Raw genomic sequence first — 18,586 nt, forward strand, 5'->3', positions numbered from 1 at the left:
TACTATAGTTTATAAATAACCCACCGTGTATATGGACAAAATAAAAGCCACTGCTACATCTTGGACGACAGATTTTTTCGATTTGGAAACTAGGGAAGAAGTAAAAAATCTAATGGCAAATGACCCGGAAGAACTCAAAGAAAGATTTTATAAGAATCTAGAGTTTGGGACAGGTGGTATGCGCGGTGTAATGGGTGTTGGTACCAATCGAATCAATAAGTACACCCTTGGCAAAAACACACAAGGTCTTAGCAATTACTTAAAAAAAACATATCCAAATGAGGATATTAAGGTGGTTATTGCATACGATTGTCGGCATAATTCAGATACCTTATCCAAAACGGTTGCTGAAATTTTTGCAGCCAATGGAATTCATGTCTATTTATTCTCCAAATTAAGAACAACACCGGAGCTTTCATTTGCGGTTCGTCATTTAGGATGCCATGTGGGCATTGTTTTGACTGCTTCCCATAACCCTCCGGAATACAATGGGTATAAAGTTTATTGGGGAGATGGGGGGCAGATTGTACCGCCTGAAGATGGAGAGATTATTGCTGAAATCAATGCGCTATCGTTTGAAGATATTCAATTCAATGCAGACGCAAGAACTATTCAATCCATAGATACGGATGTGGACGAAGCTTTTTTTGAAGCTTCCGTGAAAAATGGAAACTTTAATGCTGCCGGTAAAGATGATTTTAAAATTGTATTCACCTCTTTGCATGGAACATCTATCACAGCAATACCTGAAGTTTTAAAGCGTGCAGGATATAACAACGTAACCGTAATTGAGGAACAAGCCGAACCGGACGGGTCATTTCCTACGGTAGTTTCTCCCAATCCAGAAGAACCAGAAGCACTCTCAATCGCCATAAAAAAAGCCGAGGAAATTGGAGCTGATATGGTGGTGGGTACGGATCCTGATAGTGATAGGTTGGGAATTGCAGTAAGAAATTTGGATGGACAAATGGAACTGCTCAATGGAAACCAAACCATGGTCCTAATGACCAAATTCCTTCTGGGCAAGCACAAAGAAAAGGGGTTAAAGGGCAACGAATTCATTGCTACCACTATTGTTTCCACACCTATGATGGAACAGATGGCCAAAGCGTATGGCGTTGAATTCAAAACAGCCCTTACCGGATTCAAGTGGATTGGAAAAATGATCAAAGACTTTCCAGATTCCTATTTTATTGGTGGTGGTGAAGAAAGCTTTGGTTATATGGTTGGGGATTTTGTTCGCGACAAAGACGCTGTCACCTCTACCCTACTCGCCTGCGAAATTGCAACGGATGCAAAGGCAAAGGGAAGTTCCTTTTACGAAGAACTAATCAAATGCTATGTCGATTTTGGTTTTTATAAGGAGAACCTAGTTTCCTTAACAAAAAAGGGAATCAGTGGCGCCGAAGAAATCAAGCAAATGCTCAAGGACTTCAAAGAAAACCCTGTGGAATCCGTACAGGGGTCCAAAGTAGTTTGGATAGAAGACTACAATACATCTATCTCAAAAAATGTGCAAACAGGTGAGGAAAAACCAATTGATTTGCCAAAATCCAATGTGCTTATTTATGAAACGGAGGATGGTACCCGAATTGCGGCAAGGCCCAGTGGAACCGAGCCTAAGGTGAAGTTTTACATTAGCACAAACGCCAAACTGGCAACCGAAGCGGATTTTAAATCCGTAAATTCGCAGCTGGATACCAAAATAAAGGGTATTCTGGCTGAACTGAATTTATAGCTACATGAATTACTTTAGAAAGATTCTTCAATTTGCGGTACCCTACCGCAGGTACGGACTTTTCAATATATTCTTCAATATTCTTTACTCGATATTCAACGTATTATCGATTATCATTTTTATTCCCACCTTAGGAATACTCTTTAGCACGCAAAAAAAGGTTGATGAAGCCCCTGTTTACCAAGGGCTAGGAAACCTGAAAGCCTATTTGGAAGGCTCCCTTAACCACTTTCTCACGGTTAAAGTAGAGAACGAAGGACCTTTGGCGGCTCTAGTCTTTATCTGTGTGGCTAGTATTATCATTTTCTTTTTAAAGAATCTATTTCGCTATGCAGCCATGTATGTGCTGGCCTATCTTCGCACGGGCATGGTAAAGGATATTCAAGACAGCCTTTATGTAAAAACACTTAATCTTCCTTTAGGATACTTCTCCGAAGCTCGCAAAGGAGATTTATTGGCACGTATGACTTCGGATGTCAAGGAAGTTGAAAATTCCATCATCAATTCTTTGGAAGCTTTGGCACGCGAACCAATCACCATAGTCATTGTATTAATTTCCATGTTGGCCATAAGTGCACAGCTTACACTTTTTGTATTCATATTTCTTCCCATCGCAGGATTTTTGATATCCATTGTAGGTAAAAAATTGAAAGCCCAGTCTTTAGAAGCACAAAAAGAAACAGGTGTCTTCCTTTCCTTTATAGAAGAAACTCTGGGTTCATTAAAAATCATTAAAGGTTTTAATGCCGAAGATAAATTGATGCAAAAGTTTAAGGGGTCCACATCGCGTTTCAAGAAAATAATGATAGCCGTTTTACAGCGAAAAGGCCTTGCCTCTCCATTTAGTGAATTTTTAGGAGTGGCCGTGGTCATTACCGTGCTCTGGTATGGCGGTAGTTTGGTGTTAGGTAACCAAAGTTCGCTTACCCCACAAGAGTTCATGGGGTATATTGGGCTTTTTTACACCATTATTAATCCGGTTAAGGCCATTACAACTGTAAACTATAATATCAAAAAAGGAAATGCTTCTGCAGAGCGCATATTTGAGGTTTTGGAGACAGAAAATCCTATTTCCGATAGCACAAACGCTATTCAGAAAGCTAGCTTTGATGAAAGTATTGTTTTTAAGGATGTTTCTTTTAAATATCAGGATGATAATGTGTTAGAGAATTTTAACCTCACCTTAAAAAAAGGTCAGACCATCGCTTTGGTAGGTCAATCTGGAGGTGGAAAAAGTACCGTGGCCAATCTTGTTACTCGTTTTTATGATGTAAATGAAGGAGGCATTTGGATAGATGGCACCAATATCAAAGAAGTTTCCAAAAAATCACTGCGTAGTTTAATGGGATTGGTAACCCAAGATTCTATTTTGTTCAACGACACGGTTTTGAACAACATTGCTCTTGGCAAAGAAAATGCTACTGAAGCAGAAATCATTGCTGCAGCCAAAGTGGCCAATGCCCATGATTTTATTTTAGAACTACCTGAAGGATACCAGACCAACATTGGTGACAGCGGAAACAAATTAAGTGGAGGTCAAAAACAGCGCCTTTCCATTGCAAGGGCTGTTTTAAAGAACCCTCCCATAATGGTTTTGGATGAAGCAACTTCAGCTCTAGATACCCAGAGTGAGCGCTTGGTACAGGATGCACTTGAAAAAATGATGCAGAACCGTACTTCTTTAGTCATTGCACACCGACTTTCAACCATACAAAATGCAGATTCCATAGTGGTGATGAATAAGGGAAAGATTGTGGAACAAGGCACTCATGAAGAATTGATGAAATCCCAAAAAGGGTATAAAAAACTGGTTGAAATGCAGTCCTTTGCAGGCTGATTAAACCTTTTGACTGTAACATAGTCTTAGCACCAAATTGTATAAGCAATTGATTGCTGAAGAAGCCTTAATAGATCAACTAAAAAGTCCGGAAACCCGGGAAAAAGCCTTTGCGGTATTGTTAAATACGCACAAGGAGAGACTTTATTGGCATATTCGAAGAATCGTTCTCAACCATGATGATGCTGATGATGTACTGCAGAACACCTTTATTAAAGTGTACAGAAACATTGAAAGCTTTAAAGGAGATAGCAAATTGTATTCCTGGATGTATAGGATAGCTACAAACGAATCGTTAACGTTTATCAAACAACGCTCTAAAAAAAGTGGCATAAGTGACGAAGAATTAAAGAACAGAATGGTTGATAATTTGGAGGCCGATGTTTACTTTGAAGGAGATGAAATACAAATGAAATTGCAAAAGGCACTAGCTACCCTACCAGATAAGCAAAAATTGGTTTTTAACATGAAATACTACCAAGAAATGAAATATGAAGAAATATCTGAAGTATTGGAAACCTCGGTTGGGGCGCTCAAAACTTCGTATCATTTGGCGGTAAAGAAAATTGAAACGTATCTTAAAGCAGATTAAACCTTTACTGTAATAAACAGTCAAAGTAGGACTATGGGGAAAAAAGATAAATCTAATTTTAAAACACCGGAAGGGTACTTCGATAACTTTAATGAACGGCTTATGCAAAAGTTGCATGCCGATGAAGCTATCGAGAAGCTTTCGTATTTGCCAGAATCCGATGGATTCCATATTCCAAAGGGCTATTTTAAAAGTGTTGACAAAAAAGTATTGTCCCAAATCCGTGAAAAGGATACCAAGGTCATTCAACTTAGTTCCTATAGAAAATACTTTTATGGAGCTGCTGCTGTGGCTGCGGCCCTTCTTTTATTTTTTGGATTGAATCTTCAAAAAGAATCCCCAGTGGCTTTTGAAGATTTGGCAAGTGCAGAAATTGATGCCTATTTGGAAAACACAGAACTTGATTTAACCTATTATGAGTGGGCAGAATTGGTCTCTCTGGAAGATGCTGAGTTGAGTGATGTAATGGATACCCCCCTAGAAACAGAGAACATTTTGGAATATCTAGATGAAAATATTGAGGATATTGAAGAATTAAACCTGAATTTTGAAGACTATGAGTAAGACATATATCATTGTATTGTTTTTGATACTTCAGGCAGCCGGTGCACATGCCCAAAGACCGGTCCGAGATAAAATCAAGACTTTAAAGGTTGCTTTCATTACCGAACGATTAAGTCTAAGCAGTGAAGAAGCACAAACCTTTTGGCCCATTTACAACGAACATGAGAAGAAACTTGAGACCATTCGTAGAAAAGAACGCTTACAATTAAAATCCAAAATTGGATTGGTTGAAGATCTGACCAAATCTGAGTCCTCTACGCTCTTGGATGAGTATCTTGACATACAAGGCCTAAAACACAAAGCGGAGGAAGCCTATATTGTTGATTTGAAAAAAGTACTGCCGGCCAAGAAAATATTGCTCTTGCTCAAAGCGGAAGAAGACTTCAAAAAACGGTTACTGCAACAATATCGCAAAAGACAGGGAGGAGGTTGATTTCAAACCTCCTTTTTTTTATAGAATACTCCTTGGTTTCAGACTAAAGACTACTTTCCTATTTAACCTTGGTCGACTAAATCTGGAAAAAATCGACCAAATACACCATTTCTCATTAAACCCTTGGTCTTGATTCTAGTCAAAAGAACAGAAACCCATAAAAATCTACAATATGAAAAGCTTTAGAAATCTTATAATGGTATTTTTAGTTCTAGGCACTATGGCAGCTTGTGCATCACAAACAAAGGTGGTAAGGGTATACCCAAAACATGGAACGGTGGTTACTACCATCCACAGTCCCAAGGTGGTGGTTCACAAAAAAACCAATTTCTACTTCTCAGAAGGTGTGTGGTACAAAGCCAGAGGAAGAAGATATGTTGTTTGTGCAGCTCCGGTTGGAGTGAGACTAAGGACACTTCCTAGAGGGTACAAAATCGTATGGCGAAATGGAAGAAAATTGTATAGTTATAAAGGTATTTGGTATAAAAAAACAGGACGAAACTTTGTTGTGGTAACGGTTTAGTTGGTTTTGGTTAGTTAGTGAAACGGCTGTCTAAAAAATAAAGTTTCGTCAACCTGAACTTGTTTCAGGTTCTCTTACATATTTGTTTTTCAAATATTAAGATTCTGAAATGACTTCAGAATGACGAGTTTCACCCTTTTTTGGACAGCCTCTTTTTTATTTGAACTCAAGACGGGCAATTCTGTTTTTACCTGCAGCATAGGCAACACTGTCGTTCAAAAAGCGTACAGTATAAAAACCCTCATCACTGAGCAGATTCCAATTTTTTCCACCGTTCTTTGAATAATCTATTCCTGTGAACCCAACTGCAACCAATCCTTTTCCTTTGGAATTGAGAACATATTGTACACAACTTTTATATCCAGGCCGTACACCATCTGCAACCAATTCCCAATCTTTACCCCCATTGAGGGTCATTATTTTATTGTAAGTATTAACATTTGGAGCGCTGAAGTCCCCGCCTATGGCAAAACCTACATTCTCATCATAAAAATCTATGGAGTACAGACCATGATAGGGTGCAATCAATTGGATTGGAGTAGGTATAACTTCCCAACTCTGCCCTTTATCTGCTGAGTAAAGCATTTGCTCTTTGGATGTAATTACCCAAGTTTTATCTCCTTTGGTTTTAATATTGGTGTTACTGGCTGCATAAGCACCTACATCTCCCTCTAACTTAGGAAGGTTTTCGCAAGCCACTTTTTTCCAGTTCTCACCTCCATCCCTAGTTATTATAATCGCCATACAGCCGTCCATACCATCTCCAATAGCTATGCCCTCTTTATCACTCCAAAAAGTCATGGCATCATAAAAAACAGATTCACCCAATTCTTTATAAACCAATTCCATCTCCCCACCTTCACCAGTTTTAAACAACAAAGCAGGATTGGCAACAGAAAGCATAAAAAAATCTGAAGAAGTGTGGGCCACCGCTCTAAATTCTGGCAAATTTCCTTCAAATTCCATAGTAGCCGTCCTGATCTTTCCAGACGAAACGTCTAATGTTCCGTACATACCACCACTTCCTGCAAATGCTAAAGTTTTGGAATCTAAAAATTCAATGGCCCGTATGCTAACGGAGTCTTCAAACACTGATTTTACTATAACGGAGCTGAACTCTTTAGGTTCCCTTTTTCCAGAGCAACCAACAATCAGAAAGGCTAAAAAAATACCCAAGTATCGCATTCAAAATGGCTTTGCCCAAAAGTAGCAGGAAATTAAGGGAAAGCCTACCTTTGCAACCTTAATTTTGCTTGTATGCGCCTCCACAGAAACTTGGTCTTTGCCGTAATTGACGCCCTGAATCTCATCTTCAATGAAGGGGAGTATGCGGATAAGGTCATTGAAAAAGTATTACGTTATGACAAACGTTGGGGTTCTAGAGACCGTGGTTTTATAGCAGAAACCACATACGACATCGTGCGCTGGAAAAGGCTTTATATGGAAATCGCAGAGGTACACGAACCGTTCTCCAGGCCTCATCTTTTTAGATTATTTACTGTTTGGTGTGTGTTGCGAGGCATTCGTTTGCCCGATTGGAAACAGCTTGAAAACACCCCCGAAAGACGCATTAAGGGGCGTTTTGACGAGCTTTCCAAAATCAGAAAATACAGGGAGTCTTTCCCAGATTGGTTGGATGAGTTGGGAGAGAAAGCCCTGGGAGAAAAACTTTGGACCAAGGAGAGTGCTGCCTTGAATCAACAGGCAGAAGTTATTCTACGTACAAATACCTTAAGAACTTCAAAAAACACCTTACAAAAAGCACTTTTGGATGAAGGGATTGAAACCGTTTCAATACCCGATTACGAAGACGCTTTAAAATTGAAAGAGCGTAAAAATGTATTTACTACAGAAACATTTAAAGATGGTCTCTTTGAGGTACAAGATGCGTCTTCCCAATTGGTTGCCCCTTTTTTGGATGTTGCTCCCGGTCAACGCGTAGTGGATGCCTGTGCTGGGGCAGGAGGTAAAACTCTCCATTTGGCTTCCTTAATGCAGAATAAAGGACAGCTCATAGCCATGGACATCTATGAAAGTAAATTGAAAAAACTAAAAATCCGCGCTAGAAGAAATGGAGTCCACAACATGGAAACCCGAGTAATTGAAAATAGCAAGGTTATCAAAAAACTACATGGTAAGGTAGACAGGCTGCTCTTGGATGCACCCTGCTCTGGGTTAGGAGTCATTCGTAGAAATCCGGATAGTAAATGGAAGTTGGAACCTGAATTTTTGGAACGCATAAAAGGAGTTCAACAGGATATCTTGCAACGCTACTCCAAAATGGTTAAGCCAGGAGGTAAAATGGTCTATGCCACATGCTCAATTCTTCCTGAAGAAAATACCAAACAAGTTCATGCTTTTCTGAATTCTGAAGTTGGGGAGGGATTCAACTTTGTAAAAGAAGATAACGTATTTGCTTCCGAAAGGGGCTACGACGGCTTTTATATGGCATTACTTGAGAGAAAGTAATCCAATATTATTTGATTTCTATAACTTTGCTCTATGGATAAACGAGTTTCCATAGAGGAGTTTTACGAATCTTCACACAGCTATGTACCAGAAAGTGTTCGTACTGGAATTGGACACTTTAATGTGTTTAAACTTGATGAGTTTGCGGGTCCCAAACCCAAACCAATGCCTTTTAACCGACGAGATTATTTTAAAATAAGTCTTGTAAAAGGAAAGAGTCGGGTGCATTATGCAGATAAGGTAATTCAGGTCGAAAAACAGGTAATGGTCTTTTCCAACCCTCAAATACCCTATAATTGGGAAAGAATTGATGACCAATTGACCGGGTATTTCTGTGTATTTACGGAGACCTTTTTTCATAAGTTTGGCGATTTGTCACAATATCCCATTTTTCAACCTACAGGAAATCCGGTCTTTCAATTAACCGATGAACAATTGAAAACCATGACCCGGATTTTTGAACGCATGTTTGATGAAATCGAATCAGACTATCAGTTCAAGTACGATGTGTTGCGAAATTTGGTGTTTGAACTTATTCATTCCGGCCTTAAAATGCAGCCTGCGCAAATTACAGAAACTTCATATTCCAATGCTTCGGAGCGCATTTCTGGGCTTTTCATGGAATTGTTGGAGAGGCAGTTTCCTATGGAAAGTCCCATGCAACGAATCCAGTTGCGCTCCCCTTCGGATTTTGCCACACAACTTGGAGTGCATGTTAATCATCTCAATCGTGCCCTGAAGGAAACCTTACAAAAAAATACATCCGTACTTATAAGCTCTCGTATTGTGCAAGAGGCAAAGATTCTTTTGCGCCATACAAATTGGAATGTTTCCGAGATTGCCCACACTCTGGGGTTTGAAGAAACGGCACACTTCTCCAATTTCTTTAAAAAAAGTACAAGCTTTTCCCCTGTTAACTATCGAAAAGAAAGAGATGTTTGATTTTTACAACTCTTTGATTCCTCAACGCAAACTATTTCATAGATTCTAAAAGAGCTTTGTGGTGTTATTATTAAAAAAGTAAAACACTATGAACGCAAAAAAAATAGCCTTAGTAACCGGAGGTAGCCGTGGACTAGGAAAAGACATGGCCATCAACTTGGCCAAAAGAGGATTGGATGTAATCATTACCTACAATTCTAATACCCAAGCAGCATCAGAAACCGTAAGTTTAATTGAAAACGAAGGAAGAAAGGGTTTCGCCATTCAATTGGATGTGCGCAATGTGAAATCATTTACTGACTTTGCATCTGATTTGACCCAACAACTACAAAACCGATTCAAAACAACGCATTTCGACTTTCTTATCAACAATGCTGGCTTTGGACACAACGGTTCTGTAACAGACACTACGGAAGAAGCATTTGATGATTTATACAATGTTCATCTTAAAGGTGTCTATTTTTTGACTCAAAAACTATTGGGTTTAATCAATGATGGTGGGGGTATTGTAAATATATCAAGTGGACTGGCCCGGTTCTCATTTCCAGGATATTCCGCCTACGCCAGTATGAAAGGGGCTATTGAAGTATACACTCGGTATCTAGCAAAAGAGTTGGGCGCTAGAAAGATTAAGGCCAATACGGTTGCTCCAGGTGCCATTAACACCGATTTTAATAAAGAACGTTTTGATGCAGCTCCACAAGTGGTAGATATGATTGCCTCCCTTACTGCACTTGGCCGCATAGGCGAAAGCCAGGATATTGGTTCCATTGTAGCTTTTCTGTGCACCGAAGATGCCGCCTGGATAAATGGACAACGCATTGAGGCATCCGGAGGTATGTTTGTTTAAAAGAAGGGTTGAAAATGTCGTTGACAATTCATTGAATAACTATTCAAGCCAGAGCGGAAAAAAGCGGAGAATAATGTAAATTCGCATTTTCTTAAACCATTCAATTCATAGATTGCATGATTCATTTCTTTGGGGACGAAACAAAAAAGGTTTTTGCCGTCCAAACCGCTCAAGAAATTGCTCCACAAGACATTGAAAAACTAATATGGTTGTTCGGCAACCAACCCAAAATAAATACGGCGTCACTTGACGCCTTTTTTGTTGGACCGCGGGCTACCATGATTACTCCCTGGAGCACGAATGCCACGGAAATTACCCAAAATATGGGAGTTGAGGGCATTTTGAGAATTGAAGAGTTTCAATCGGTAGCTAAAGAATACTCGGATTATGATTCTATGTTATTCCAAAAGTACAAAGGGCTCAACCAGTCTGTTTTTGATATAAACATTGTTCCTGAACCCATTAAAGAGATTGATAATATTGAAAAATACAATCAACAGGAGGGGTTGGCACTTAACCAAGAAGAAGTAGAATATTTGGAAGAACTTGCCAAATCTTTAGGTCGAAAACTTACAGATTCGGAGGTCTTTGGATTCAGTCAGGTAAATTCAGAACACTGTCGTCATAAAATTTTCAACGGGACCTTTATTATCGATGGAGAAGAAAAACCCAGTTCTCTTTTTAAGTTAATCAAGAAAACTTCTCAGGAAAACCCAAACGATATTGTTTCGGCATATAAGGACAATGTAGCTTTTGTAAAGGGCCCAAAAGCTGTGCAGTTTGCTCCAAAAAGTGCGGACAAACCAGATTTCTACGAGGAAACAGACTTTGATTCGGTTCTTTCTTTAAAAGCTGAAACCCATAATTTCCCAACCACGGTAGAGCCCTTTAACGGAGCTGCAACAGGTTCCGGAGGTGAAATTCGTGATCGGTTGGCAGGAGGAAAAGGCGCGCTCCCACTTGCTGGAACCGCTGTGTATATGACGTCTTATTCCCGTTTGGAAGAAACAAGGCCGTGGGAAAAAGCATTTCCAGAACGCAATTGGTTGTATCAAACTCCTATGGATATTTTGATAAAAGCCAGTAACGGAGCTTCTGATTTCGGAAATAAATTTGGGCAACCCTTGATTTCAGGCTCGGTGTTAACTTTTGAACATAAGGAAGATGTACACCTATTGGGTTTTGACAAAGTCATCATGCTAGCGGGAGGCATAGGATATGGCAAAAGTGAACAAGCTCTAAAAGATATCCCGAAAAAGGGAGACAACATTGTTATTCTTGGTGGAGATAACTATCGAATAGGAATGGGAGGAGCGGCTGTTTCCAGTGCGGATACGGGCGAATTTGAGGCTGCCATCGAATTAAATGCAGTGCAACGTTCCAATCCAGAAATGCAAAAAAGAGCTGCTAATGCCATTCGTGGATTGGTGGAAAGTCATGATAACCCTATTGTTTCCATACATGACCACGGTGCTGGCGGGCACTTGAATTGCCTCTCCGAGCTTGTCGAAGATACTGGTGGAAAAATAGATTTGGATAAATTACCTGTTGGTGACCCTACCTTATCGGCAAAGGAAATTATTGGCAATGAAAGCCAAGAACGAATGGGTCTGGTAATTTCAAAAGAAGACCAAGAATTGCTTGAACGCGTAGCTGAACGCGAACAGTCTCCTATCTACAATGTAGGCAAGGTAACAGGAGACCATCATTTTTCATTTGAATCGACTACAAAAAATGAAAAACCCATGGATTTGGAACTTTCTGCTTTGTTTGGAAGCTCTCCAAAGACCATAATGGAAGATAGCACAGTCAAAAGTAATTTTGAGGAGGCTGCATATAGTTTGGAGCATTTTCATGATTACTTGGAGCAAGTATTACAACTAGAAGCCGTAGCCTGCAAAGACTGGCTGACCAACAAAGTAGACCGTTGTGTAGGTGGTAGAGTAGCCAAACAACAATGCGCTGGTCCGCTTCAGTTACCCCTTAACAACTGTGGGGTGATGGCACTGGATTTCAAAGGAAAAGAGGGTTTAGCCACCAGCATTGGCCACTCCCCTATATCTGGACTCATAGACCCAGTAGCTGGTAGTCGAAACAGCATTGCCGAATCACTGAGCAATATTATTTGGGCACCCTTGGAAAAAGGGTTGGAATCCGTTTCACTTTCAGCCAACTGGATGTGGCCTTGCCGTAATCCCGGAGAAGATGCCAGATTGTACAAAGCTGTAAAGGCATGTTCCGAATTTGCTATTGCTTTGGGAATCAACATTCCAACAGGAAAGGACTCTCTGAGCATGAAGCAAAAATATAAGGACAAGGAAGTTATTGCCCCGGGCACCGTAATCATTTCAGCGGGAGGACATTGCTCTGATTTGAAGCAGGTCGTTGAACCTGTTTTACAAAAAGAGGGTGGAGACATTTATTATCTCAATTTGAGTCAAGACCAGTATAATTTGGGTGGTTCCAGTTTTTATCAAATATTGAACGCCGTTGGTGCCGATGCACCTAATATAACCGATGCAACTTATTTTAAAAATACTTTCAATGCCGTTCAAAATGAAATTAAATCAGGAAACATTTTAGCAGGTCACGATGTGGGCTCAGGAGGATTGATAACTACTTTGTTGGAAATCTGTTTTGCCGACACCAATTTGGGAGCAGAGCTCGACCTTACAGCACTGGGTGAAGCAGATATTATCAAACTTCTTTTCTCTGAGAATATTGGCATTGTCTTACAAACCAATGATGCTACCGCTGAACGTTTGGGAGCCATCAAAATTGGTTCTCCTCTTGCAGAAGGTGAACTTAGAATTAAAAATCACGGGGTAGAAATAGGCTTGAATGTAGCCTCTCTTAGGGACATTTGGTTCAAGACGTCCTATTTGTTGGACGATAAACAAACTGCTAATGGTTTGGCCCAAGAGCGCTATACGAATTATAAGAATCAATCTTTACAATATACCTTTCCAAAAGATTTTGACAGCACAGCACACTACCCGACCCCCGCTATAAATGACAAAAAACCAGTTGCAGCTATCCTAAGGGAAAAAGGAAGCAATTCAGAAAGAGAAATGGCCCATGCTATGTTCTTGGCTGGTTTTGAAGTGAAAGACGTGCACATGACCGACCTTATCACCGGACGTGAAACTTTGGAAGACGTTCAGTTTTTAGGCGCGGTAGGCGGCTTTTCCAATTCGGATGTGTTGGGGAGTGCCAAAGGTTGGGCAGGAGCCATTCGCTATAATGAAAGAGCCAATAAGGCCATCAAAAAATTCTTTGAGCGACCCGATACACTCTCCGTAGGTATTTGCAATGGCTGTCAATTGTTCATGGAATTGGATTTAATAAATCCTGAGCACGGGGAACAACATGGAAAAATGACCTATAATGAATCCCAAAAGCACGAAAGCAACTTCACTTCTGTAAAAGTTCTGCAAAATAATTCTGTGATGCTATCCGGTTTGGAAGGAACCACTTTAGGAGTTTGGATTTCACATGGTGAGGGGAAATTCAGTTTGCCTCTTCCTGAAGATGAATATGAAATCGCAGCAAAATATGGGTATTCCAGCTATCCTGCCAATCCAAATGGAAGTGACTACAATGTGGCCATGCTCTGCGATAAAACAGGGCGTCATTTAGTGACCATGCCTCACATTGAAAGAAGTATGTTTCCGTGGAACTGGGCACACTATCCAAAGGATAGAAACGATTCAATCTCACCTTGGATATTGGCCTTTAGCAATGCAAAAGAGTGGATTCAACAACAAAATCAAAATTAAACTTTTAGCAAATTTTTGATGTCGATTTTAGGGATGCCATTTTAAAATCCGGGTTCCTTTCCCTATTTTGCAATTTCATAACAGTAACTTACTATGCAAAAAGTAACCCGACTCTTTGATTTCCCCTATCACCAATTGGAAAACAATCCGCTCAAGAATGCTTTGGTGACCAAATACGGAGAAAAATGGGTTTCCATATCAACACAAGAATATATTGACAAAGCCAATGCGGTAAGCCGTGGTCTATTGCGACTGGGAGTTAAAGCTGGCGATAAAATTGCGGTCATATCCATGACCAACAGAACAGAATGGAACATTATGGATATTGGTGTGCTTCAAATTGGAGCGCAAAATGTACCCATTTATCCAACCATTTCAGAGGAAGACTATGAGTATGTCCTAAATCATTCGGAGGCAAAATACTGCTTTGTTTCCTGTACCGAGGTACTTGAAAAAGTATTGTCCATAAGCTCTAGTTTAAAAAAGTTGAAAGATGTGTATTCTTTTGACGATTTGGACAACTGCAAAAACTGGAAAGAAGTTGTAGAACTAGGTTCTGATACTTCTAACCAAGAAGAGGTGGAAACAAGGAAAGAAAAAGTACAACCAGAAGATTTGGCCACCTTAATTTATACTTCGGGCACCACTGGAAGGCCCAAAGGAGTTATGCTATCCCATAACAATATTGTATCCAATGTGATATCAAGTGAAGAACGGGTACCCTTCGAATCTGGAGGAATTGCGCTTAGCTTTTTACCTGTGTGCCATATTTTTGAGCGAATGATATTATACCTCTATCAATATTGTGGTATTGAGATTCATTTTGCAGAAGGTCTAGACAAAATCAGTGACAATGTAAAGGAGGTGAAGCCAGATGTAATGACCGTAGTACCACGACTATTGGAGAAAGTCTATGATGCCATTATTGCAAAAGGAGCCGCCCTAACCGGGGTGAAGAAAAAGCTATTTTTCTGGGCCGTTGAATTAGGGCTACAATATGAACCTTACGGCCAAAATGGATGGTTGTACGAGAAAAAATTGGGGCTTGCCAGGAAATTGATTTTCAGCAAATGGCAGGAAGCCCTTGGGGGTAACCTTACTACCATGGTTTCAGGTAGCGCAGCTTTACAGCAAAGATTGGCTAGGGTGTTCGCCGCAGCAGGAATGCCGGTTATGGAAGGTTATGGATTGACGGAAACATCGCCAGTTATTTCTGTAAATCAAGAGTCCGGAAAGGGATGGAAAATAGGTTCCGTTGGTCGTATTATTACCGATGTTGAAGTAAAAATTGCTCATGATGGTGAAATACTTTGCAAAGGTCCAAATGTAATGATGGGGTATTACAAAGACGAAGCAAAGACCAAAGAAGTGCTCAAAGATGGATATTTCCATACCGGGGATATTGGCGAAGTGGATGAGCAAGGCTTTTTACGAATCACTGACCGGAAAAAAGAAATGTTCAAAACCTCTGGAGGTAAATATGTTGCCCCTCAAATTTTGGAAAACCGCTTCAAGCAATCTCGTTTTATTGAACAGATTATGGTGGTAGGTGAAGGTGAAAAAATGCCAGCAGCATTGATTCAACCCAATTTTGAATTCTTGTACGACTGGGCCAATAGACACGAAATCACGGTTAGTGAAAATTCTGATATCGTTTTAAATGACAGGGTAATTGCCCGAATCCAAGAAGAAGTAGATTTGGCCAATACTGATTTCGCCAAGTGGGAAAAAGTAAAACAATTCAGGCTTACGCCAGATGTATGGAGTGTAGACGATGGCCATCTGACACCGACCATGAAACTCCGCCGAAAAATTGTTAAGGAAAAGTACTTGGACTTGTACAATAATATATATGGTCACTAGTTCAATCCACTATAATATTTAAATCCTGCTATTCGGCGGGATTTTTTTTTACAGAAAACCCGTTTCACAAAAATTTATTATGCATGCATAATAAATTTCCCTATATTTGGGAACCAAGATAGTTCTATGAAAGATATGACCATTGACCACGCCCTTCGTGCCACTTGGCAAGCTGTCATTAAAATGTATAATGAAGAAGCGAAAAATTACGGATTGACGATGGCATTAGGGTTTACACTTTTAAGCATTGACCCTAAAAAGGGAACTCCAAGCACAGCCTTGGGACCAAAAATGGGAATGGAAGCCACGAGTTTATCACGTATTCTTAAAAACATGGAAGAGCGTGGTTATATCGAGCGACGGCCCAACCCAAAAGATGGAAGAGGTGTTCTTATACACTTAACATCCCTTGGTCTTCAAAAACGTAGAGACTCCAAGGATGTGGTGCTACGTTTTAATGACGTGGTTCAAGAACATGTGGATGGTGAGGACCTGCTCGGATTCTTCAAAACTATGGAGGTTATCAATAAACTTATCCTGGATAAGAAAATATATATTAAGACAACAACTAATTAATTAGAAATCTTACATGAAAAGGCTCATCAATAAAGTTGCTGTAATTGGCTCGGGCATCATGGGAAGTGGCATTGCTTGCCATTTTGCCAATATCGGTGTCGAAGTATTATTGCTGGATATTGTTCCAAGAGAACTGAATGAAAAGGAAAAGGCCAAAGGATTGAGTCTTTCCGATAAAGTTGTCCGCAATAGATTGGTGAACGATTCATTGACAGGGGCGCTCAAATCCAAACCATCTCCTATTTACCATAAAAAGTTTGCTGACCGTATCACTACTGGAAATCTTGAAGATGATATTGCCAAAGTAGCAAAGGTGGACTGGATAATTGAAGTTGTTGTCGAACGCTTGGACATTAAAAAACAGGTGTTCGAAAGCTTAGAAAAACACAGAACACCTGGCACGCTCATCACTTCAAATACTTCAGGAATCCCAATCAAATTTATGAGCGAAGGGAGAAGCGAGGACTTTCAGAAGCATTTTTGTGGAACGCACTTTTTCAACCCTGCGCGATATTTAAAACTCTTTGAAATAATTCCTGGCCCCAATACCTCAACAGAAGTATTGGATTTTCTCAATGGATATGGCGAAAAGTTCTTAGGAAAAACATCTGTAGTTGCTAAAGATACCCCTGCTTTTATTGGCAATAGAATAGGAATTTTCAGTATTCAAAGTCTATTTCACGTAGTAAAGGATTTGGGCATGACTGTTGAAGAGGTCGATAAGCTTACGGGTCCGGTTATTGGGAGGCCAAAGTCGGCTACTTTCAGAACCGTGGATGTGGTTGGTCTGGATACTTTGGTTCATGTGGCTAATGGCATATATGAAAACTGCAAAGATGATGAGCGATTGGAGCTTTTCAAACTTCCAGATTTCATTAATACCATGATGAAAAATAAGTGGTTAGGAAGTAAGTCGGGACAAGGTTTTTATAAAAAAGTCAAGAACGATAGTGGTAAAAGTGAAATCCTTACTCTTGATTTAGACTCAATGGATTATCGCTCCAAGAAAAGTGCAAAATTCGCCACCTTGGAATTGACCAAGACCATTGACAAAGTAATAGACCGTTTCCCGGTTCTAGCCGGCGGAAAAGACAAAGCCGGTGAGTTTTATCGAAAGAGTTTTGGGGCACTTTTTGCATATGTGTCGCATCGTATACCTGAAATTTCCGATGAACTCTATAAAATAGATGATGCCATGAAAGCAGGATTTGGCTGGGAGCATGGTCCTTTCCAAATTTGGGATGCCGTAGGTTTGGACAAAGGATTGGAATTCATTAAAGCAGAAGGTTTGGAAGCTGCCTCATGGGTTGCTGACATGAAATCTTCAGGGGTTACCTCTTTCTATTCAGTTAAAGAAGGAGCTACCTATTATTATGATATTACAAAAAAGTCCATGGAAAAGGTTCCTGGACAAGATGCTTTCATCATTTTGGATAACATTAGGGAATCCAATGCTGTGTTCAAAAATAGTGGGGTCGTTGTTGAAGATTTAGGAGACGGTATCTTAAATGTGGAGTTCCAATCCAAGATGAACACTATTGGAGGAGATGTCATTGCAGGACTCAATAAGGCCATCGACCTTGCAGAAAAGGATTTCCAAGGCTTGGTGGTTGGAAACCAAGCTGCCAACTTCTCTGTTGGTGCGAACATCGGCATGATTTTCATGATGGCTGTAGAGCAGGAATATGATGAGCTGAACATGGCCATCAAGGCATTTCAAGATACGGTAATGCGCATGCGCTACTCTTCCATCCCTACAATATCAGCACCACATGGCATGTGTTTGGGTGGTGGATGTGAGCTTTCCATGCACGCAGATAAGGTAGTTGCTGCTGCTGAAACATATATTGGACTGGTAGAGTTTGGTGTTGGGGTTATCCCTGGTGGTGGTGGTTCCAAAGAAATGGCCTTACGCGCTTCGGACACTTTCCGTAAAAACGATGTGGAGTTGAACGTATTGCAAGAGTATTTCTTAACAATTGGAATGGCTAAAGTATCCACTTCGGCATACGAAGCATTCGACTTGGGAATTCTTCAAAAAGGAAAAGATGTGATTGTCGTTAATAAGGATAGACAAATTGCTACAGCCACAGCGTATGCGAAGTTGATGGCTGAATCAGGATATACTCAGCCCCCGAAACGAAAAGACGTCAAAGTATTAGGTAAACAAGCTCTGGGCATGTTCTTAGTAGGTACGGATTCTATGGAAGCAGGGCACTATATTTCCGAACACGATAAGAAGATAGCTAACAAGCTGGCCTATGTTATGGCTGGTGGAGATCTTTCAGAAGCAAGCTATGTTTCGGAACAGTATCTTTTGGATATAGAACGAGAAGCCTTTCTTTCATTATGTACAGAAAGAAAAACATTGGAACGTATCCAACACATGTTAAAAACAGGTAAACCTTTAAGAAATTAGA

At 40.2% G+C, this 18,586-nt stretch carries 14 protein-coding genes; 13 read left to right on the forward strand and 1 reads right to left on the reverse strand.

Features of this window, described 5'->3' with window-relative positions; all coding sequences use genetic code 11:
- The first annotated feature begins 31 nt into the window (after positions 1-31).
- The 6 genes from ACOKFD_RS05140 to ACOKFD_RS05165 all read left to right on the forward strand — a co-directional run bounded on the left by ACOKFD_RS05140 (position 32) and on the right by ACOKFD_RS05165 (position 5,687).
- A complete protein-coding gene (locus ACOKFD_RS05140; RefSeq protein WP_422860262.1) occupies positions 32-1,738 on the forward strand; it encodes a phospho-sugar mutase in 1,707 nt (568 codons plus the stop codon).
- A 4-nt stretch (positions 1,739-1,742) separates the two neighbouring features.
- On the forward strand, positions 1,743-3,575 hold the full coding sequence (locus ACOKFD_RS05145) for an ABC transporter ATP-binding protein (RefSeq protein WP_422860263.1): 1,833 nt from the start codon (positions 1,743-1,745) through the stop codon (positions 3,573-3,575).
- A 49-nt stretch (positions 3,576-3,624) separates the two neighbouring features.
- Positions 3,625-4,167 carry an RNA polymerase sigma factor gene (locus ACOKFD_RS05150; RefSeq protein ID WP_298999211.1) on the forward strand — a complete coding sequence of 181 codons (543 nt, stop codon included), beginning with the start codon at positions 3,625-3,627 and terminating at the stop codon, positions 4,165-4,167.
- Between the two features lie 33 nt (positions 4,168-4,200).
- Positions 4,201-4,731 carry a hypothetical protein gene (locus ACOKFD_RS05155; RefSeq protein ID WP_422860264.1) on the forward strand — a complete coding sequence of 177 codons (531 nt, stop codon included), beginning with the start codon at positions 4,201-4,203 and terminating at the stop codon, positions 4,729-4,731.
- Entirely contained in the window at positions 4,724-5,164 is a 441-nt protein-coding gene (locus ACOKFD_RS05160) for a hypothetical protein (protein ID WP_422860265.1), read from the forward strand. The genes ACOKFD_RS05155 and ACOKFD_RS05160 overlap by 8 nt, the downstream gene beginning before the upstream one ends.
- Positions 5,165-5,336: 172 nt before the next feature.
- A complete protein-coding gene (locus ACOKFD_RS05165; RefSeq protein WP_422860266.1) occupies positions 5,337-5,687 on the forward strand; it encodes a DUF6515 family protein in 351 nt (116 codons plus the stop codon).
- A 156-nt stretch (positions 5,688-5,843) separates the two neighbouring features.
- On the opposite strand, the gene ACOKFD_RS05170 is transcribed toward ACOKFD_RS05165, so the two are convergent.
- Positions 5,844-6,872: a WD40/YVTN/BNR-like repeat-containing protein gene (locus tag ACOKFD_RS05170; RefSeq protein ID WP_422860267.1), complete on the reverse strand. Its 1,029-nt coding sequence runs from the start codon at positions 6,870-6,872 to the stop codon at positions 5,844-5,846.
- 72 nt (positions 6,873-6,944) lie between these two features.
- Here ACOKFD_RS05170 and ACOKFD_RS05175 point away from each other — a divergent pair, with 72 nt between their 5' ends.
- The 7 genes from ACOKFD_RS05175 to ACOKFD_RS05205 all read left to right on the forward strand — a co-directional run bounded on the left by ACOKFD_RS05175 (position 6,945) and on the right by ACOKFD_RS05205 (position 18,585).
- Complete coding sequence (locus ACOKFD_RS05175) at positions 6,945-8,156, forward strand: RsmB/NOP family class I SAM-dependent RNA methyltransferase (RefSeq protein ID WP_422860268.1); 1,212 nt, start codon at positions 6,945-6,947, stop codon at positions 8,154-8,156.
- 33 nt (positions 8,157-8,189) lie between these two features.
- Positions 8,190-9,098 carry a helix-turn-helix domain-containing protein gene (locus ACOKFD_RS05180; protein ID WP_422860269.1) on the forward strand — a complete coding sequence of 303 codons (909 nt, stop codon included), beginning with the start codon at positions 8,190-8,192 and terminating at the stop codon, positions 9,096-9,098.
- 88 nt (positions 9,099-9,186) lie between these two features.
- Positions 9,187-9,948: an SDR family NAD(P)-dependent oxidoreductase gene (locus ACOKFD_RS05185; protein ID WP_422860270.1), complete on the forward strand. Its 762-nt coding sequence runs from the start codon at positions 9,187-9,189 to the stop codon at positions 9,946-9,948.
- A 116-nt stretch (positions 9,949-10,064) separates the two neighbouring features.
- A complete protein-coding gene (gene purL, locus ACOKFD_RS05190) occupies positions 10,065-13,727 on the forward strand; it encodes a phosphoribosylformylglycinamidine synthase (RefSeq protein WP_422860271.1) in 3,663 nt (1,220 codons plus the stop codon).
- A 93-nt stretch (positions 13,728-13,820) separates the two neighbouring features.
- Complete coding sequence (locus ACOKFD_RS05195) at positions 13,821-15,590, forward strand: AMP-dependent synthetase/ligase (protein WP_422860272.1); 1,770 nt, start codon at positions 13,821-13,823, stop codon at positions 15,588-15,590.
- Positions 15,591-15,716: 126 nt separating this feature from the next.
- Positions 15,717-16,166: a MarR family winged helix-turn-helix transcriptional regulator gene (locus tag ACOKFD_RS05200; RefSeq protein WP_422860273.1), complete on the forward strand. Its 450-nt coding sequence runs from the start codon at positions 15,717-15,719 to the stop codon at positions 16,164-16,166.
- Positions 16,167-16,179: 13 nt separating this feature from the next.
- Positions 16,180-18,585 carry a 3-hydroxyacyl-CoA dehydrogenase NAD-binding domain-containing protein gene (locus tag ACOKFD_RS05205; RefSeq protein ID WP_422860274.1) on the forward strand — a complete coding sequence of 802 codons (2,406 nt, stop codon included), beginning with the start codon at positions 16,180-16,182 and terminating at the stop codon, positions 18,583-18,585.
- The last annotated feature ends 1 nt before the right edge of the window (position 18,586 follow it).

The sequence above is a fragment of the Flagellimonas ulvae genome (genome assembly GCF_049333175.1).
Lineage (GTDB): Bacteria > Bacteroidota > Bacteroidia > Flavobacteriales > Flavobacteriaceae > Flagellimonas.